This is a genomic window from Flavobacterium gelatinilyticum, from assembly GCF_027111295.1.
GTDB classification, from domain to species: domain Bacteria; phylum Bacteroidota; class Bacteroidia; order Flavobacteriales; family Flavobacteriaceae; genus Flavobacterium; species Flavobacterium gelatinilyticum.
The window spans coordinates 3426495-3445423 of sequence record NZ_CP114287.1 but is presented as its reverse complement, the minus strand read 5'-3'; the positions used below and the strand labels follow the sequence as shown (position 1 = coordinate 3445423).

Annotated in this window: 18 protein-coding genes and 1 tRNA gene; 8 read left to right on the top strand and 11 right to left on the bottom strand. The window is 32.2% G+C overall.

What is annotated here, in order from left to right; all coding sequences use genetic code 11:
• Positions 1 to 140: 140 nt before the first annotated feature.
• Positions 141 to 1646, top strand: a complete 1506-nt coding sequence (gene gltX / locus OZP11_RS14680) for a glutamate--tRNA ligase (RefSeq protein ID WP_281231299.1) — start codon at positions 141 to 143, stop codon at positions 1644 to 1646.
• 254 nt (positions 1647 to 1900) lie between these two features.
• Complete coding sequence (locus OZP11_RS14675) at positions 1901 to 2884, top strand: SPFH domain-containing protein (RefSeq protein ID WP_281231298.1); 984 nt, start codon at positions 1901 to 1903, stop codon at positions 2882 to 2884.
• Positions 2885 to 2904: 20 nt separating this feature from the next.
• Here the strand turns inward: OZP11_RS14675 and OZP11_RS14670 are convergent, their stop codons facing one another.
• From OZP11_RS14670 to OZP11_RS14650, 5 genes are all read right to left on the bottom strand, one after another.
• A complete protein-coding gene (locus tag OZP11_RS14670; RefSeq protein WP_281231297.1) occupies positions 2905 to 3159 on the bottom strand; it encodes a DUF6327 family protein in 255 nt (84 codons plus the stop codon).
• Between the two features lie 4 nt (positions 3160 to 3163).
• Entirely contained in the window at positions 3164 to 3514 is a 351-nt protein-coding gene (locus tag OZP11_RS14665) for a competence protein (RefSeq protein WP_281231296.1), read from the bottom strand.
• Positions 3515 to 3592: 78 nt separating this feature from the next.
• Entirely contained in the window at positions 3593 to 3919 is a 327-nt protein-coding gene (locus tag OZP11_RS14660; RefSeq protein ID WP_281231295.1) for a YtxH domain-containing protein, read from the bottom strand.
• A gap of 79 nt (positions 3920 to 3998) precedes the next feature.
• The gene (locus tag OZP11_RS14655) at positions 3999 to 4478 is read right to left on the bottom strand and encodes a hypothetical protein (RefSeq protein ID WP_281231294.1); all 480 of its coding nucleotides are present in this window, start codon (positions 4476 to 4478) and stop codon (positions 3999 to 4001) included.
• A gap of 1195 nt (positions 4479 to 5673) precedes the next feature.
• Positions 5674 to 7791: a glutamine--tRNA ligase/YqeY domain fusion protein gene (locus OZP11_RS14650; protein WP_281231293.1), complete on the bottom strand. Its 2118-nt coding sequence runs from the start codon at positions 7789 to 7791 to the stop codon at positions 5674 to 5676.
• A gap of 127 nt (positions 7792 to 7918) precedes the next feature.
• On the opposite strand from OZP11_RS14650, the gene folB reads away from it, so the two are divergent.
• Positions 7919 to 8278: a dihydroneopterin aldolase gene (gene folB, locus OZP11_RS14645; protein ID WP_095930566.1), complete on the top strand. Its 360-nt coding sequence runs from the start codon at positions 7919 to 7921 to the stop codon at positions 8276 to 8278.
• Between the two features lie 94 nt (positions 8279 to 8372).
• Positions 8373 to 8443: transfer RNA gene (locus tag OZP11_RS14640), tRNA-Cys, on the top strand.
• A gap of 212 nt (positions 8444 to 8655) precedes the next feature.
• On the opposite strand, the gene OZP11_RS14635 is transcribed toward OZP11_RS14640, so the two are convergent.
• From OZP11_RS14635 to rnr, 3 genes are read right to left on the bottom strand one after another with little or no spacing between them, the layout of a single operon-like run.
• The gene (locus OZP11_RS14635) at positions 8656 to 9336 is read right to left on the bottom strand and encodes a LysE family translocator (protein ID WP_281231292.1); all 681 of its coding nucleotides are present in this window, start codon (positions 9334 to 9336) and stop codon (positions 8656 to 8658) included.
• A 12-nt stretch (positions 9337 to 9348) separates the two neighbouring features.
• Positions 9349 to 10017, bottom strand: coding sequence for a head GIN domain-containing protein (locus OZP11_RS14630; RefSeq protein WP_281231291.1), 669 nt, complete (start codon positions 10015 to 10017; stop codon positions 9349 to 9351).
• Between the two features lie 23 nt (positions 10018 to 10040).
• Positions 10041 to 12224, bottom strand: a complete 2184-nt coding sequence (rnr, locus tag OZP11_RS14625) for a ribonuclease R (protein WP_281231290.1) — start codon at positions 12222 to 12224, stop codon at positions 10041 to 10043.
• Between the two features lie 111 nt (positions 12225 to 12335).
• Between rnr and OZP11_RS14620 the strand changes: the two genes are divergently transcribed.
• Positions 12336 to 12569, top strand: a complete 234-nt coding sequence (locus OZP11_RS14620; protein WP_281231289.1) for a putative signal transducing protein — start codon at positions 12336 to 12338, stop codon at positions 12567 to 12569.
• An 802-nt stretch (positions 12570 to 13371) separates the two neighbouring features.
• Positions 13372 to 13803, top strand: coding sequence for a ribose 5-phosphate isomerase B (gene rpiB / locus OZP11_RS14615; RefSeq protein WP_281231288.1), 432 nt, complete (start codon positions 13372 to 13374; stop codon positions 13801 to 13803).
• A gap of 153 nt (positions 13804 to 13956) precedes the next feature.
• Here the strand turns inward: rpiB and OZP11_RS14610 are convergent, their stop codons facing one another.
• Entirely contained in the window at positions 13957 to 14226 is a 270-nt protein-coding gene (locus OZP11_RS14610; RefSeq protein ID WP_281231287.1) for a DUF1294 domain-containing protein, read from the bottom strand.
• A gap of 116 nt (positions 14227 to 14342) precedes the next feature.
• Here OZP11_RS14610 and OZP11_RS14605 point away from each other — a divergent pair, with 116 nt between their 5' ends.
• Complete coding sequence (locus OZP11_RS14605) at positions 14343 to 16466, top strand: Tex family protein (RefSeq protein WP_281231286.1); 2124 nt, start codon at positions 14343 to 14345, stop codon at positions 16464 to 16466.
• A 78-nt stretch (positions 16467 to 16544) separates the two neighbouring features.
• On the opposite strand, the gene OZP11_RS14600 is transcribed toward OZP11_RS14605, so the two are convergent.
• Together OZP11_RS14600 and OZP11_RS14595 are read right to left on the bottom strand one after the other, a co-directional pair.
• Positions 16545 to 17942: a glycosyl hydrolase family 8 gene (locus tag OZP11_RS14600; protein ID WP_281231285.1), complete on the bottom strand. Its 1398-nt coding sequence runs from the start codon at positions 17940 to 17942 to the stop codon at positions 16545 to 16547.
• A gap of 100 nt (positions 17943 to 18042) precedes the next feature.
• Positions 18043 to 18219 (bottom strand): Sec-independent protein translocase subunit TatA/TatB, encoded by a 177-nt coding sequence (locus OZP11_RS14595; RefSeq protein ID WP_035646675.1) that lies wholly within the window; start codon positions 18217 to 18219, stop codon positions 18043 to 18045.
• A gap of 209 nt (positions 18220 to 18428) precedes the next feature.
• Between OZP11_RS14595 and OZP11_RS14590 the strand changes: the two genes are divergently transcribed.
• Entirely contained in the window at positions 18429 to 18929 is a 501-nt protein-coding gene (locus OZP11_RS14590; RefSeq protein ID WP_281231284.1) for a peptidase, read from the top strand.

Sequence of the window (18929 nt, the reverse complement as noted above, 5' to 3'; positions counted from 1 at the left end):
CATAAAAGTAGTAATTATAACTTTAAGTTTGAAAGTGAAAAGCCGAAAGTCAAAAGTTTACATATCAAGCTAAAAGCTTTCAGACTTTCGACTTTTGACTTTTGACTAATGTTGTATCTTTGCAACAAAATTTAAACAAAATGTCAAAGCAAGTTCGTGTGCGTTTTGCACCAAGTCCAACAGGACCATTACATATTGGTGGTGTTCGTACTGCCCTATTTAATTATCTATTTGCAAAAAAACATAACGGTGTTTTTTATCTGAGAATTGAAGATACAGATCAGACTCGTTTTGTTCCTGGTGCCGAAGAATACATCATGGAAGCATTAGAATGGTTAGGAATTTCTCCTGAAGAAACTGTTGGAAAAAATGAAAAATTTGGTCCGTACAGACAAAGTGATCGTAAAGATTTATATCAAAAATATGCCGATCAATTGATAAATTCTGGCTGGGCGTATTATGCTTTTGATACTCCTGAAGCATTGGATGCACATAGAAAACAGCACGAGGCAGAAGGAAAAACATTTATTTACAATCATCACAATCGTGAAAAACTAGATACATCTTTGGTAATTTCTGCGGAAGAAGTTTCTAAAAGAATTGCAAATGGAGAACATTATGTAATTCGTTTTAAAACTCCGGTTGATGAAACTTTACATTTAAAAGATATTATCCGTGGTGATGTTAAGTTCGAAACTAACTTACTTGATGATAAAGTTCTTTTTAAAAGTGACGGAATGCCAACCTATCATTTAGCGAATATTGTTGATGATCATTTGATGGAAACTTCACATGTAATTCGTGGTGAAGAATGGTTACCATCTATGCCACTTCACGTTTTATTATATAGAGCTTTTGGCTGGGAAGCACCAGAATTTGCACACTTACCTTTGATTTTAAAACCGGTTGGGAACGGAAAATTATCTAAAAGAGATGGTGATAAGTTAGGATTTCCTGTGTTTCCATTAGAATGGAAAACTGAAGAAGGCATCTCATCTGGTTACAGAGAGAAAGGATTTTTCCCGGAAGCAGTTGTAAATTTCCTTGCTTTACTTGGATGGAATGACGGAACAGATAAAGAATTATTTTCTCTTGAAGAACTTGTTGAAGCTTTTGACTTGAACAGAGTTCATAAAGCCGGAGCAAAATTTGATCCTGAAAAGAACAAATGGTTCAATCACCAGTATTTAATTAAACAAAATGATGCTGATTTAGCTAAGACCTTCTCTCCTATTTTAGAAGAAAAAGGCGTTAATATTTCCAAATTTGACATTACAAGAATTGTTTCTTTGATTAAAGAAAGAGCACATTTTGTATCTGAATTTTGGGATTTAACCGATTTCTTTTTCCAAGCGCCTACATCTTATGATGAAAAAGCAAGCAAAAACTGGAAGGAAGAAACACCGGCTTTAATGCAGGAATTGATTTCTGTTTTAGAAAATATTGAAGATTTTACTTCAGCAAATATCGAAGCAATCGTAAAAGATTGGCTGACCAAAAATGAAATTGGAATGGGTAAAGTAATGCAGCCTTTCCGCTTGAGTTTGGTTGGAGCTTTGAAAGGTCCTCACCTATTTGACATTGTAGAAATCATTGGAAAAGAAGAAACTATTTCGAGAATTCAGAAAGCAATTTCAACGTTATAAGATTTTACCATTAAGATATTAAGTTAATTAAGCTCAACTTAATGGTAAAAAAGGAAAGTTTTTAAGTTCATAAAGCTTAGCTTAATTATCTTGACAAAGCTTTAATCTTAATTTCTAAATGTCCTTAATGGTTCAAAAAATTAAGCGCTAAGTAACATCTCAAAAATGTTCTTAGCGTTTTTTTAATGCCTAAAACTTTTATTTTAGAGGAATTTTCGTAATTTACCAAAATCATAAATATAAATTAAATAACCATGAGTACAGCATTTATTATCTTTTTAGTATTGGCATTCTTCATTTTTATGTCGTCTTTCTTTACTGTAAAACAACAAACTTCGGTCGTTATCGAACGATTTGGAAAATTTCAGAGCGTAAGAAACTCAGGATTACAACTTAAAATTCCGTTGGTTGACAGATTGGCCGGACGTGTAAATCTTAAAATTCAACAGCTGGATGTTATTATCGAAACTAAAACAAGAGACAACGTTTTTATCAAAATGAAAGTTTCAGTTCAGTTTAAAGTTATCCAGGATAAAGTTTACGAAGCTTTTTATAAACTAGAATATCCACACGATCAGATTACTTCTTATGTATTTGACGTAGTTCGTGCCGAAGTTCCGAAACTAAAACTGGATGATGTTTTTGAAAGAAAAGATGATATTGCCGTAGCTGTAAAACGTGAATTAAATGAAGCGATGTCAACTTACGGATACGATATCATCAATACTTTGGTTACAGATATTGATCCGGACATTCAGGTAAAAAATGCAATGAACAGAATCAACGCTGCTGATAGAGAAAAAACAGCTGCTGAATTTGAAGCAGAAAGTTCAAGAATCAGAATCGTTGCAAAAGCAAAAGCTGAAGCAGAAAGTAAACGTTTACAAGGTCAAGGTATTGCAGATCAGCGTCGTGAAATTGCAAGAGGTCTTGTAGAAAGTGTTGAAGTTTTGAACAATGTTGGTATAAACTCTCAGGAAGCTTCTGCCCTAATTGTTGTAACGCAGCATTATGATACTTTACAATCTATTGGAGCTGATACAAATTCAAACTTAATCTTACTTCCAAATTCTCCACAAGCCGGAAGTGATATGTTGAATAATATGGTTGCTTCGTTTTCAGCATCAAATCAGGTTGGCGAAATGATGAAAAAAAATCATAAAAAGGTTGAGAAACCAAAACCAATTCAGCCACAATCCGGTTATGAAGACGATGTACAAGATAATCCACAACAATAATTATAAACAAAAAAAGAGGCTTAACGGCCTCTTTTTTTATTTATAAACCAACCTACTATGTACGGTAAAACAGATTGAATGATTCTGGAATAGGAATTTGAAAAGTAATCTGTATAAGAAGAAACAAATCCGTTTACTATATTTTGAGGTGTGATATTTTCTTTAGTTTTCTGAAAACTTAAAACCAATTTCTGATAATTGATCTCTTTTTCTAACTTCAGGATTTCTAAATCCCGGTCGATTTCTGCATAAGATGAGTATTTTTTCTTTTCCATAGCATTAGTCATTAAAAAATATTTCTGAAAATTTTTCTAAAATCGGACCTTCCACCACTCTATCTTTTATAAAGAAAAGTAAAATAGTAAACACTAAATAGATCCCTCCTACTGCCAAAAATCCAAGAGCATTGCTTTCCAATAGTGAACCAAAAGCATATGCTGCAGCAAAAGATCCAAAGATTAAAACCATACTAAAACATAAAAGGATCAGGATAAACTTTAATATTAAAGTCGTCGATTTCATTGCAACTTTAAAACCCCAAAGTTTATAATAGGCTAAATGACTGTCTATGTAAACTTTAGTTTGTTCCTGAATCTTTTCGGTGTTTTCTTTTAATTCTTCAAAAGCCATAATTGAATTTTTAGATAATAAAAAAACACATTACCATCTTATCGAAATAAGCTGGTAATGTGTTCTAGAAAATGAATATTATTTTTGAAGTTTAGCGTTCTGTGCTTTTAAATCAGCTAATTTAGTTTCTAAAAAAGTAATCACTTCTTCTGTTTTATGACTTACATTTGAAAGTAAATCAGTCAAAGTTCCGTCAATATTTTGTGTTGCACTTGTAAATTTATCTCGAAGAACTTCAGAACTTGCTTCGAAAGAATCCTGCAGATTATGCTTAGCATCATCAATTCCTTCTTTAATTTTAGCACGTGTTTTAGATCCTTTATCCGGAGCAAATAAAATTCCAAGTGCTGCTCCTACTGCAGCGCCAGCTAAAATAGCTGCAACTGTATTTGAATTATTTGACATATTTTTTTTATTTAAAGTGATTAATAAAGTTACTTATTTTTAAACTACAAATAACTGATTAAAAGTATTTTACATAAACTTAATACACATAAGTAACTGCTTCGTACTTCCCGTCAGCTTTTTCAGTAATACTTACAAACGGAGAACCATTTAAAGCTGATTTACTTTTAATTCTCATAGCAGTCTGATTCTGGTTTGCAATTGGCGGTTCACCTTTTGTCCTGGTCGAAACTCCTGTAAATGTTCCTGTCTGTTTCAATCCTATTGTCTTTTCCTGAGGCAGAACAGTTACCATTTTGTAATCGTCTTTTGAATCTACTACTATTTTATCAGAAATTTTCTGAGTTTGTTTTGTCTGTTTATTTGTTATTGATGAAACCGCATGTTTGCTAATTTTCACTTCTTCAGAACTTCCGTTTAAAGAATAATAAATCAGACCATTTTCATTTTTTATAAAATTTACATCAAGTTGCTCACCATTGTGTTTTGTAATTTGATGTGTCTGTGAAATTGCAACATTTGCAAATAACAGTGCCAGCGTAAAATATAATACTTTCATAATAATTGATTTTTAAATTAAAATTTAGAAACTGCCAGATTGAATACAAAAATTATAACAGCCTAAAACCAATATTATGAAAACTCATAATTATGAAGTAATCTGAAAAATACCTTTTACGCGAAATATTATCAAAACTACATCACAATAAAAATTGGATCATAAATTTGTCTTTTCAAGAATTCAATTCAGAAATTAACATTAAAACAAAAAATTTGCATTTTTTAATTCCAATATTTCTCTTTTTAGAATCTTACGGAAATAGTAATTTTTATAAAATCATCTCTGACTTTTGGTATTGAGTTAAAAATAGCAGTTTTATATAGAATTGTGTGTTAACAACCCGTTAAACTGACCCAAATAACAAGAAAAATTAATATTAAGACCGTAAAGACAAGAAAAAAATAAAAATGAGTTATCTATTAGACATTTTAAATAATCATCTTAAAAACGATTTATGAAAGCTAAAATTAATTATTCTAATTTATTAAAATAAAAATAACAATCAATTTTATAAATAATAAATAAAAACTTAAAAAATAATTTAATTAATTATTAAAAACTATATTATATTTCAAAATCTACTTTAGAATTCAAAATTCAAATATATAGGAAAAAACTTAAATAATATAAATTTTGAATAAAATTATTTAAAGTAATTAAAAATAAAAATAAAATCGATTTTATAAATAATAGTATAAAACATAATTAATAAATAAATCGATAAATAATACTTATATTATAAACAAAAAAAGAGAAAAAGTAAAATAAAAGGTTTTAAGCTTTAAAAATTAAAAATAGATATATATTATCCAAATATAAATTTTATTCTATTAAAATTAATTTATGAAGACTAATTGTAATTAATAAAAGTTATTATATAATAAATTAAAATAGATAATATTAATAATAAATAAAATATTTAAAATAAAAAATTACAATAAATATACTTTATTAAATATATAAAATGAAACAAATTTGTTACTTAAAAACTATAAAAAATCAAATAAAGACTTTTATTGAATTATAATTTAAAAAACGAGTTATCTATCCATCACTTTTTTATTTTACCTTAAAATCAATTTATGAAAGTCATTTTTAATCTATAAAAATTATAAAATTTAAAATTTCAATAGTAAATCTATATAATAAAAAAAGCGCTAATAAAAGCGCTTTTTCATAAATTTGGTTGATATTACTTCTTTACCATTTCAGCAAGAATTTCATTTTCTCTTTCTGAAGCATTTTTTGGTGGATTTGAATATAATTTCAAAATTTCGTCATCATATTGATTTCTCAAACTTTCATTTTCAATATCTCTTAAATTTAAAAGTGCTTTTGATCTTACATAAGTCGATTCACTTTTTAAAGACATTGAATATAATTTTTTAATATCTTCTTCTTCAAAATCAACAGATTTCCAGTTTGAATATTTCAAAATAAACTGAGAAAACAACAGCGAAGCCTTATTATTGTTGATATTTTTCTTCAATGAATTCTGTATCAAAGAGAAACTTGAAACATTTTTGATGTTCTCCCCTATTGCACTTTCAATTGCAATACGTTCTGGTTTAGTTTCAACTTTGAAGTATTTGTTGATTTCTTTCAAAGAATTATTGATGCTGTTTTCTTCTTTTTTACCTTTTTCTTCCCAGGCATCTTTCAATCCGACAGTTTTGTTAAACACTAATTTTGAAGGAGTTGAGTCTTTATCAACAGTAAAATATCCTAAACGTTGAAACTGAAATTTATCTTCATTTTGAGCTGTTGATAAACTTGGTTCAACGTATCCGGTTACGATTTCTAACGAATTTGGATTCACAAAATCTAAGAAATTTTTCTCTTTATAACTGTCCGGAGCTTCATCTGTAAACAAACGATCGTACAAACGAACTTCTGCTTCCAAAGCATGTTTTATAGAAACCCAATGTAAGGTTCCAGATACTTTTCTTTGACTTGCTTCTGTTCCGCTTCCGCTTAAAGAATCGGTATCATAAGTAACATGAATTTCTGTAATATTACCTTCAGCATCTTTTATAACTGATTCTCCTTTAATAATATACGCATTTTTAAGACGCACTTCTTTTCCTAAAGTCAAACGGAAATATTTAGCCGGAGCTTCTTCTAAAAAGTCTTCTCTTTCGATGTATAATTCACGAGAAAAAGGTACTTTTCTGAAACCTGCATTCTCATCTTCTTGATTATTTTCAGCTTCTAACCACTCTTCTTTATCTTCTGGATAATTGGTAATCACCAATTTTACAGGATCTAAAACAGCCATTACACGAGGTGCAATTTTGTTCAAATCTTCACGAATACAGAATTCTAAAACCGATACATTGATTAAATTATCACGCTTCGCAATACCAATTGTGTTAGCAAAATTACGTAACGAAGCAGCAGTATAACCACGTCTTCTTAATCCAGAAATGGTTGACATTCTTGGATCATCCCAACCGTTAACATGCTTTTCCTTAACTAGTTGCTGTAATTTTCTTTTACTAACAACTGTGTGCGATAAGTTACGACGAGCAAATTCTCTTTGCTTTGGACGAAGCTTATTATCGTCGAAAATCTGATCTAAAAACCAATCGTATAATTCACGGTGAGGCAAGAATTCAAGCGTACAAAATGAGTGTGAAATTTGTTCCAAATAATCACTTTGTCCGTGTGCCCAATCGTACATTGGATAGATTTTCCAGGCATCTCCGGTTCTGTGGTGATGTTTGTGCAAAATTCTGTACATGATAGGATCACGCATTAACATGTTTGTTGATTTCATGTCAATTTTTGCACGAAGAATATGTGTACCAGCCTCAAATTCACCATTTTTCATTCTTTCGAACAAATCCAGGTTTTCTTCAACAGATCGATTTCTGTATGGACTATCAGTTCCTGGAGTTGTTGGAGTTCCTTTTTGAACCGCCATTTCTTCAGAAGATTGACTATCTACATACGCTTTATCTTTTTTAATTAATAAAACTGCCCAATCGTACAATTGTTGGAAATAATCTGAAGCATAACATTCTTCTGCCCAGGTATATCCTAACCATTCTACATCTTTTTTAATAGCATCAACAAATTCCTGTTCTTCTTTTTCAGGGTTTGTATCATCAAAACGTAAATTCACAGGAGATTGATAATCAATTCCTAAACCAAAATTTAAAGCAATAGAACTTGCGTGCCCAATGTGTAAATAACCATTAGGTTCTGGTGGAAAACGAAAGCGAAGTTTAGTATTTGAAAGACCTGATTTTACGTCTTCCTCTATGATTTGTTCAATAAAATTGAGTGATTTCTCTTCTGATGCCATTATTTTATAGTAATTTTAGCAAAGATAAAAAAGTTTATAGTTTATAGTTTATGGTTTATGGTTTTCTTTGGAAACTTATCAGTAAACGTGCAACTTGAAACATAAAACTTGAAACTAAAAAATAAAAATGGGAGTTATAAAACTGAAAAATATCCGTACTTTTTCTTACCACGGATGTTTAATTGAAGAAGGAAAAATTGGATCTGATTATACTGTTGATCTAAAAATTAAAACCAATTTACAGAAATCGGCCGAAACAGATCATCTTTTAGACACTGTTGATTACGTTCATTTGAACAAAATTGTAGCTGAAGAAATGGCAATTCGTTCGCATTTATTAGAACATGTAGCCAAAAGAATCAATATTCGTGTGCTGGCAGAGATAGAAACGGTAGAAAAAACAACAGTTTGGGTTTCTAAAATTAATCCTCCTATTGGTGGTGATGTTGAGTCAGTTACTATAAAAATGACGGAAATTAGAAAGTAATTGTTACAATTAAATCTGTATTTTTTTAAAATAGTTTAGTTGAAACTTTTGAAATTTAAAGATTTTAGTTACTTTTGCCATCCGTTCAAGTAATGGCGTCGTGGCCGAGCGGCTAGGCTGGGCTCTGCAAAAGCTCCTACTCCGGTTCGAATCCGGACGATGCCTCAAAAGAGATACAGAAATGTGTCTCTTTTTTTTATGTCTAATTTTTAGATTTCATAAGAAGCCCGACAGGTTTTATAACCCGTCGGGTTTCTTATTTTCTTCACAAGTTTGTCAAAGTTTAAAACTTTGATAAAGTTCTAAACGAACATTATTAACACAAAAAAGCCTCTGAAAATCAGAGGCTTTTTTGATATAATTTGAGTTATTAACAACTACTTCTTTTCTATTCTTTCAAAAGCATTTTTAACCATTTCTTTTTCTTTTGGAAACCATCCCTGAGTTATTAACACTACTCCAAAAACCATTAAAACAATACTAATTCCTTTTTTAATTTTAAGGATGTTAGTTGGTGTCATTTTAGATTTTAATTGTTTGGCTAATAGTATTTTGATACAATCAACTAATAAATAAGCAATGATCACAGAAGTAAAAAAAGTAATCATTCTTGAGTTCTGCATTTCTAGTTTTGGTCCTACAGAAATAATTACTGCTAACCAAAAACCTAGAACACCTATGTTAATAACGTTCAGTAAAAAACCTTTTACAAATAAACTTCCGTAGTTTCTTTTGATAATATCACGATCAATTTCTTCATCGTTTATTTTTTCTTCTTTTCTTAATCTGATAAAAGAAATTATACCGTATGCCAGCATTATAATGCCTCCAAAAATAAACAGTGCCGGCTTATCTTTTAAGCTCGAAATCAATCGGTAACTTCCTAAATAAGCAATTGCTATAAAAAAAACATCACCCAATACGACACCACAATCAAAGACCAGTGCAGCTCTGAAACCTTTGGTAATGCTGGTCTCTAGCAGTATAAAAAATACCGGACCTACCATAAAGCTAAGAAAAAGCCCCCATGGCAGTCCAGCCAGAATATCATTTATCATCAAAATACTATATTATTTTACTTGTTCAATTTTACCACCTAAAACTGTTTTCTGATTAATTTGTTTTGGTTTTCCATAAATGTAAATAGAGCCTCCTGCGCTCACTTTTGCATCAACAAGGGTCGAAGCATTAACATCGGCTTTTCCGCCCGCAGAAACGCTTACTTTCGTTTGAGACGTGGCTAATTTACTTGCCAGAAGATATCCACCTGCTCCAAGTCCTGCATCCATGTTGTCTGCCTTACCGGTTACGGTGATTTCTCCTCCGGAAACCGAACTTACTTTCAGTTTATCAACCTCCAAATCTACGTTAATTTTTGCACCTTCCTGCGCACTTACTTTAAAAGAAGTTGCTTTAAGGGTTTCATTACTTGTTACAGAAGCTCCCTCATTGGCATCAATAAGTTCTATGTGTTTGTAATACAATGTAATATCCAGATCATTTCCTGAAAGAAGTTTTGGAAAAGGCATTCTTAATTTTAGAATTCCATTTTTGTTTACAGCTTCTAACTCTGCTTCTCTTGCTCCTTTTACAACAATTTTATTTTCAGATCCCTGAACCAGTTTTACGGTTAATTTATCAAATACTTTTACGGTATCAAAATCTCCTAATTCTTTGGTAACCTGACCAAAAGACATTTGTACAAATAAAATTGCTGCTCCTATAATTAGCTTTTTCATACTTTTATTTTAAAAATTAATAGTTATTCTGCTCGTCGTAAAAAATGAAAATCCAGTTGTTTTTTAACTAAATCGGCATTTTTTACTTTAACATAAATCTCGTCTCCTAATTGTAATAAACGGTTTGAAGTGGCTCCAACCAAAGCATACTGCCTTTCATCGAAAGTATAATAATCATCTTTTATTTCTCTGATTCTCACCATTCCCTCGCATTTATTAGAAACGATTTCAACATAAATTCCCCATTCAGTAACACCAGAAATAACGCCAAGGAATTCCTCTTCCTGATGATCCTGCATGTATTTTACCTGCATGTATTTAATACTGTCACGCTCAGCATTGGTAGCTAAACTTTCCATATTTGAACAATGCAGACATTTTGTTTCATATTCTTCCTCATCAACAGATGTGCCATTATCTAAATAATACTGCAGTAATCGATGTACCATTACATCCGGATAACGACGAATTGGCGATGTAAAATGGCTGTAATAATCAAAAGCCAAACCGTAATGACCAATATTGTCAGTCGAATATTTGGCTTTACTCATACTTCTAATAGCAAGAGTATCAATAAGATTTTGTTCTTTCTTACCGTTTACTTCTTCCATTAAAGAGTTTAGAGATTTTGCAATATCGCCTTTATTTCTAAAATCAATCTTATAACCAAACTTAGCAATCACAGTTTGCATGGCAATAAGTTTATCTTCATTTGGTTCGTCGTGAATACGATATACAAAGGTTTTCTTTTGTTTCCCAATATACTCTGCTACTTTTCTATTCGCTAAGAGCATAAATTCCTCAATTAGATGATTGGCATCTTTAGCAATTTTAAAATAAACTCCTTCTGGTTCCCCTTCTGCATCAAGATTAAATTTTACTTCGACTTTATCAAAAGAAATGGCACCTTGCTGCATTCTTTTCTTTCTTAAAATCTTAGCTAATTCATCAAGTTTTAAAGTAGCTTCGACAATTTCATCTGGAACAACATAAGACTCCCCGGTAATAGAAATATCAACCGGAATCGTATTATTTCCTTTTGTTTCAATAATATGCTGTGCTTCTTCGTAAGCGAAACGCTGATCTGAATAAATTACAGTTCTTCCAAACCATTGGTTAATAACCTGAGCTGTCGGAGAAACTTCAAATACAGCTGAGAAAGTATATTTTTCTTCATTTGGACGAAGTGAACAGGCAAAATTCGACAATACTTCCGGAAGCATTGGCACTACCCTGTCTACCAAATAAACCGAAGTAGCCCTTTGATACGCTTCATCATCCAGGATTGTACCTTCTTCTAAATAATAGGAAACATCGGCAATGTGAACACCAATTTCAAAATTTCCGTTTTCTAACTTTTTGAAAGACAAGGCATCATCAAAATCTTTTGCATCTTTCGGGTCAATTGTAAACGTAAGCGTATCACGCATATCACGACGTTTTGCAATCTCAGATTCATGAATTGAAGTATCCAGTTTTTGTGCAAAAACCTCTACTTCTACCGGAAAATCAGACGGAAGACCATACTCTGCTAAAATCGCATGAATCTCTGTATTGTGTTCTCCTGGTTTTCCGAGTACTCGAATTACAGATCCAAACGGACTATCTGCTCTTTTTGGCCAGTCTTCAATCTTTACTAAAACTACATCTCCGTTTTCGGCTTCACCAATTTTATCCTTTGGAATAAAAATATCGGTATACATTTTAGGATTTGCAGTAGATACAAAAGCAAAGTTTGGCTGCATATCAATTACACCTACAAACTCTGTTTTATCTCTTTCAAGAACTTCAATAACCTCACCTTCAGGTTTCTTCCCCTTTCTTCTATTATAAACGTATACTTTTACTTTGTCTTTGTCTAACGCACGATTCAAATTATTGGTTGGAATAAAAACATCTTCTTCAAACTCATCACAAATAAAATATGCCGTTTTTCTGCTCGTCATATCTATTGTTCCTTCGTAATAATCCTGGCTCACTGCTTTAATTAAGTATTTTCCAGGTTCTGTTTCTATAATCTTTTTTTGAGCTGCCAGAATTTTTAAATCTTTTATAATCTGGTTTCTGCTTTTGGTATCGTCTAATTCTAGCTTAGCTCCTATTTGTTTGTAATTGAAAGGTTTATTAGCATTTTGCGATAAAATTTTAAGTATTTTTCCAGAGAAATCTTTCTCCTTTTTTATCGGCTTTCTAATTTTCTTACTCATATATCTTTTCTTATAAGGTTTAAAATTACAAATAAGAAATCAGATAATTCTTTTTCAGAAGACAGAATTATTAAAAATATAACTTTTCGTACATTTACAAAAAGACCTAAAATGGAAAGTTTTAAAACGATCGCCGTATTCAATTATCTGCACGAAACTGTAGTTCTCAAACACTTACTGGAACAAGAAGGAATCCCTTATTTTCTCGAAAACGAAATGACGCTTTCAGTCATGCCGTTTTACTCCAATGCACTCGGCGGCATCAAACTCAAAGTTCATCCCAACGATTTCGAACACGTTCAGGAAATTCTGGACAATCTCAACAATCCTCTCAAAATCGTCTGAAACAACTCAGGACAAATTCAAATCAAAACAAAAATTCAAATCAAAAAATTTTTTTTCTTTTTCAACCTTTTTTAGTTTTCAACATATATTAAATACAATAAAAAAGATTTTTAAAAATTTAAAAAAATTTGATGGTTATTATAGTGTGTTAATATGTCGAATAAATTTTTTTTAGGAGCCATTGGATTCTCGTTTTACTTAGTTATTCTGAGTTATCAACATAGTTATTTTTAGCTAAATAATTAATTTATAAGACTTTTTGTATTTTAATTAACAACGGTTGACAACCAAATTTTGATTGATTTTGTAGATAAGTTGATATGTTCATAGTTGTTGAAAATGGTATTTTTGATATTGATAACTTTTCCAAAAATTCACGAAACTTTTCTTGCATATTTAATTCCGGTTTTGGATTAGGTATTTTTTTTAAACAACCAAAAAAAACTTCTAATTTTCTTTTCGAACTTATTAACATTTTCTGTTAATTTAAAGTTAACTGAATATCAACGAATTACGAACTCGTATTAACACCTTAAAATTTTAACAAATATTCTAAACATTATTTATTGATTGTGAGATACTTATGAAGTTATTAAAATTGTTGATAACCCTATAAGGCTTTGAAATTAAGATGATTGTGTAATGTGAGTTTTAGCTGCGAATTTTACGAATGTACAGTAATTATAATAGTAGATGTTTACATTGTATTTAAAAAGAAAAAAATTTGTGAAAATTAGTGTAATTCGTAGCGAACATCTTTTTATTGAGTAAATTTGCTGTACACAACTTAATAGTAATAAAAATGAAAATTTCGATAGGAAACGATCACGCAGGACCAGAATATAAAAAGGCAATTGTTGAAATGCTTAAAGCAAGAGGATATGATGTAACCAATTACGGTACAGATACTGATGCTTCTGTAGATTATCCTGATTTTGGACATCCGGTTGCTAATGATGTATCTGAAGGAAAAGCTGATTTTGGAATCGTAATCTGCGGAAGCGGTAACGGAATTGCAATGACTGTTAATAAACACCCGAAAGTAAGAGCTGGTTTATGCTGGACGAAAGAAATCGCGTATTTAACTCGTTTACACAACGATGCAAACATTGTGAGTATTCCGGCAAGGTTTACATCTATTCACCAAGCTGTCGAAATCGTTGAAACTTTCCTTGATACGGCTTTTGAAGGTGGAAGACACCAAAATAGAGTAAACAAAATTGCCTGCGCATAAAAAGTCAAAAAAAAAATTCGGTGCTTCGCACCTATTCATAAACACACCGGGCGGATTTATTAATTTGTCCGGTTTTTTATTTAATTATTTATAATTCAGTGTTTTAATATACTTTTAAATCACCATTTTTTGAGTTATCAACAATGTTAATAACTACTTTTTATAATTCAGAAATACAATTATAAGCGCAATTTGAATCGCTAAAATCACAGCAAATTTTACAATAAAAGAAGTTTTACTCGTTTTATGTTTAAATAATAACATCGCTGTTAATAACCCTGGTGAACCACCGGTTAAGGCCATTAGAAACAAGGTTTTTTCAGGAATACGCCGGTTATTTTTTCGTGCCTGAGACTTATCATATCCGGCGAAAATAAAAACCAGTACATTTATAAATAAAAAATATAGTAATAAAACTTCCATTGGCTAAAAATTAAAAACAAAGATATTATTTTAGCCGAATGATTTACTATTTTGCAGAAACGCTTTAACAAGTAAATTATATCATTTTTAAGTAAGAAAATCATTTCATTAAAAGTATGACTAATATTCAATTCATTGCCAAGTCTGTTCAGGCGCCCGCAGTCAGTATTCAAAACACAGTAAAATTATTAGAGGAAGACTGTACAATTCCGTTTATTTCGCGTTACCGAAAAGATGCGACAGGAAACCTTGATGAAACTGTTATTGAACAGATTGCTAAACTGCAGAAAGAATACGATACACTTATAAAACGTAAAGAAGCAGTTTTAAAATCGATCGAAGAGCAAAAAGCACTTACGCCGGAATTGAAGAAAAAGATCGAAGACAGTTTTGATTTACAGGAAATCGAAGATTTTTACCTTCCATACAAAAAGAAGAAAAAAACAAAAGCCGATGTCGCGCGCGAATTTGGTCTGGAACCTTTGGCAAAACTGATTATATCTGAAAGTGATGCCGATATCGATTTTATTTCGACGCAATACATTAATGAAAATGTTATTAACGAAGAAGCCGCTATTCAGGGCGCAAGAGATATTGTAGCCGAATGGATAAACGAGAATATTTATGTTCGTAAACAGCTTCGTAGATTGTTTCAGCGAAAAGCGACCATTGCTACAAAAGTGGTTAAAAAGAAAGCCGAAGAAGAAGGAGCAAAAAAATTCGATCAGTATTTTGATTGGGAAGAACCGTTAACAAAAGCGCCGGCGCACAGATTGTTAGCGATGCTTCGTGCAGAAAATGAAGGTTTTATAAAAATGAAAATTGATGTTGATATCGACGATGCTTACGATGTAATTGACGAAATCATCATTAAAAAACAAAATAATACAACAGCGCATTTACAGCTGGCGATAGAAGATAGTTATAAACGTTTATTGAATCCGGCAATTGGAAACGAAACGCTGCAAGAAGCAAAAGCAAAAGCCGATGCGAATTCTATTCAGGTTTTTGCTAATAATTTAGGTCAGTTATTATTGGCGCCGCCGTTGGGAGAAAAACGTATTTTGGCAATTGACCCGGGATTTAGAAGTGGTTGTAAAGTAGTTTGTCTGGATGAAAAAGGCGATTTATTATACAATGAAACAATTTATCCGCACGCGCCTCAAAACGAGGAAACTATGGCGATTAAAAAAGTGCGTTCGATGGTAAATGCGTATCAGATTGATGCAATTTCGATTGGAAACGGAACAGCTTCGCGCGAAACCGAATTTTTCATCAAAAAAATCGCGTTTGACAAACCAGTTCAGGTATTTGTGGTTTCTGAGGCTGGAGCATCAGTATATTCGGCTTCAAAAATTGCGAGAGAAGAATTCCCTAATTATGATGTAACAGTTCGTGGTTCGGTTTCTATTGGAAGACGACTTTCTGATCCGTTGGCCGAATTGGTAAAAATAGATCCAAAAGCAATTGGAGTAGGGCAGTATCAGCATGATGTGGATCAAACGAAATTAAAAGAGGAATTAGATAATACGGTTATTCGCTGCGTAAACTCGGTTGGAATTAACATCAACACCGCTAGTAAGCACTTATTAAGTTATGTGAGCGGCATCGGGGAGAAGCTGGCTGAAAACATTGTACAATACCGTTCTGAAAACGGACCTTTTGAAGATAGAAAACAGCTGAAAAAAGTGCCTCGTCTAGGAGATAAAGCCTATCAGCAGGGAGCGGCGTTTATTAGAATTACAAATGCTAAAAATCCGCTGGATAATTCGGCAGTGCATCCGGAGGCTTATCCGGTTGTTGAAAAGATGGCGAAAGACCTGAATGTTTCTTTAAACGACTTAATTGCCAACAAAGAGAAAACAGCGCTTATTAAGGCCGAAAAGTATGTGACGCCTGAAATAGGTCTACTTACGCTAAAAGATATCATAAAAGAGCTTGAAAAGCCTGGATTAGATCCAAGAAAGTCGGCTAAGGTTTTTGAGTTTGATGCCAACGTAAAATCAATCAAGGATTTAAAAACCGGAATGATTTTACCGGGAATTGTTAATAACATCACCAACTTCGGCTGTTTTGTTGACATCGGAATTAAAGAAAGCGGATTGGTTCACATTTCACAATTAAAAGCCGGCTTTGTGAGCGACGTAAACGAAGTGGTAAAATTACACCAGCATGTTGATGTTAAGGTTACTGAGGTTGATGAAGATAGAAAGAGAATCCAGCTGACGATGATTTTATAAAAAATGCCAAATGCTTGCTTGGTTAAATAAAAAAACGCCCAAATTACATTCGTAATTTGGGCGTTTCTGTTTTTAAGATTATTTCAGAATTACTTTTTTGGTAACACTTTTAAAATTGTCGTTAGATATCTTTATAAAATAAATGCCTCGGGGCTGATTGGCTAAATTCATTTCTGTTGTTTCAGAAGTTGTTTTTTGCTTTGATATAATACTTCCGGATGGAGAAATTACTGAAATAGTTGATTGCTGAGGCGCGTTAATTGTGATTCGATCAGCGCTCGGATTTGGGAAAAGCGTGACAGTAGATTTTTCAATATCAAAAGTATCATTAGACAAAGAAGCTGTTGGGGGCAGATAAAAGTTACCGGTTAGTAAAAAGGAGTATAAGGTTTTCAGGGTGTGATTAAAATAACTGTTTGGCTCATTCAGATTCTTCAAATCATTGTAAGAAGCATTTAAATGTTCCTGATTTTCACCCGCCATCGCTGCACAGGCAAATGCACCCACAAAAGTAGCGTTATGCCATTGACCGCTTACACTTCCGTTTTGGTTATAACCATCTTTAATATTAGATGTACCGCCCAAGTTTACACGAACAAAATCTGATGATTTTTTCAAATAGATTTTTGCATCTGCGTTTCCATTCCATACATAATCAACTGCAATTCTCCATGGAGTTCTGGCTGCATCATAAGAATACGTTCTTCCTCCCTGATTATAACCGCCAGCCTGAGATGAGTATGCTCCCGATGCTTCACACCAGTCAGAAACTAAACCTCCAACGGCATTATTCTGCGTTAAATTATTGTTGATTATTGTATATGCTTTTGAAGCAACCTGATTCCAAAAGGCTTCATCATTTGTAAAAGCACCAAAAGCTCTGTAATAAGCAGGCGAGAAGTACGATATGTTTGTTATTTGGCTGCCACCGAATTGGTCTCCGGGTTTTAAAACATAAGTATTGGCTTCAACTTCATGATTTTTAATCGCAGCGATTAAGGTTTTACCATCATTTTTGTAATTAATGGTTCCAGTGCTTCCCCATTGATAATCGGCTATAATAAGAGCAAAAGCAGCATCAAGTTCGGCATCGGTTGCGCCGTTAAAACCAATTGCTCCGGAGCAGCCGTTGATTTTCCAGTTCATAACACCGTTTGCGTTTACATTGTCTTTGTAATACAGCCAAAGTCCGTCAAAAAGTGCTTTGTCTGCCATGTAAGAAGAAAGCAGCATTCCGTAAGCAATACCTTCAGAAACCGTTTCCCACGAAGCGTCAAATTTTACTCGGTATCTTCCGTTAGAACAAGTTTCTGTAAAATTGGCTTTCCAGGTATTGTAATTTTCTTGTGCATCCTGGCTGTTTTTAGATGCTGCCATAAGTCCATTTCCGTATACCTTATTGGCCGGAAAGGGCTGTGTCTGCGATTGACTTTCTGCTGCAAACAGAAAAGCCACCGCTAAAAGTAGGTTTTTCATATGTAAAAAATTTAGGGAGTATAAAAGTAAGATTTTTTAGATACAAAAAAAATCCCAGACTACATTTGTAATCTGGGATTTTAAAATACGTTAGAGTTTATTATTTAGTCTCTTCTTCTTTTTTAGAAGCAGCAGGCTGATCATCTTTAGCAGCATTTTTAAATTCTTTAATACCGCTTCCTAAACCTTTCATTAATTCTGGAATTTTTTTACCTCCAAAAAGTAATATCACAATACCTACTATAACAAGGATTTCTGTAAGACCTAATCTTCCCATGGTTTTATATTTAACGCCGAAGCAAATTGATTTTTGAATTTAACCGCAAAGGTATATAGAATATACGAACAAGAAGTGCTTTTGGATTAAAATATTTATTTTTAAGTGCGTTAAATATTTTATAAAATCACTAGATTACAGTATTTGCCTATTTTTATCCAACATCAGAAATACTATTAATTCTTATATTTGCTCGTATAATGAAGAAAATGAAAAAGAAAAAACGCAGTTTCAGAAAGAAATTATTCACCAAAAACAGACTGGTAATCCTTAACGAAGATACTTTTGAAGAAATTTTTTCTCTAAAACTTAATTTAATGAATGTCTTTGTGACGTTTACATTAGGTGGTATATTTTTAATTTCAATTACAACTTACATTATTGCTTTTACTCCCTTACGCGAATTTATTCCGGGGTATTCTTCTTCCGAATTAAAAAGAAACGCTACAGAACTGGCCATAAAATCAGATTCTCTTGAAAAAGCATTAAAACAGAATGAAGCTTATATAAAAGGAATTCAAAAAGTTTTAAAAGGAGAACTGGAATATGCCAAATTTAGTAAAGATTCGATTATAGCCGATGTAGAAGAACATCCAAATGTTGATATGAAAGCTACCGAAGAAGAAATCAAACTTAGAGAGGAGGTTGCTAAAATAGAGAAGGAGCAGGGTGAAAGCAAAACTGAAAAGAAGAAAAGCGACAAAAAGTAA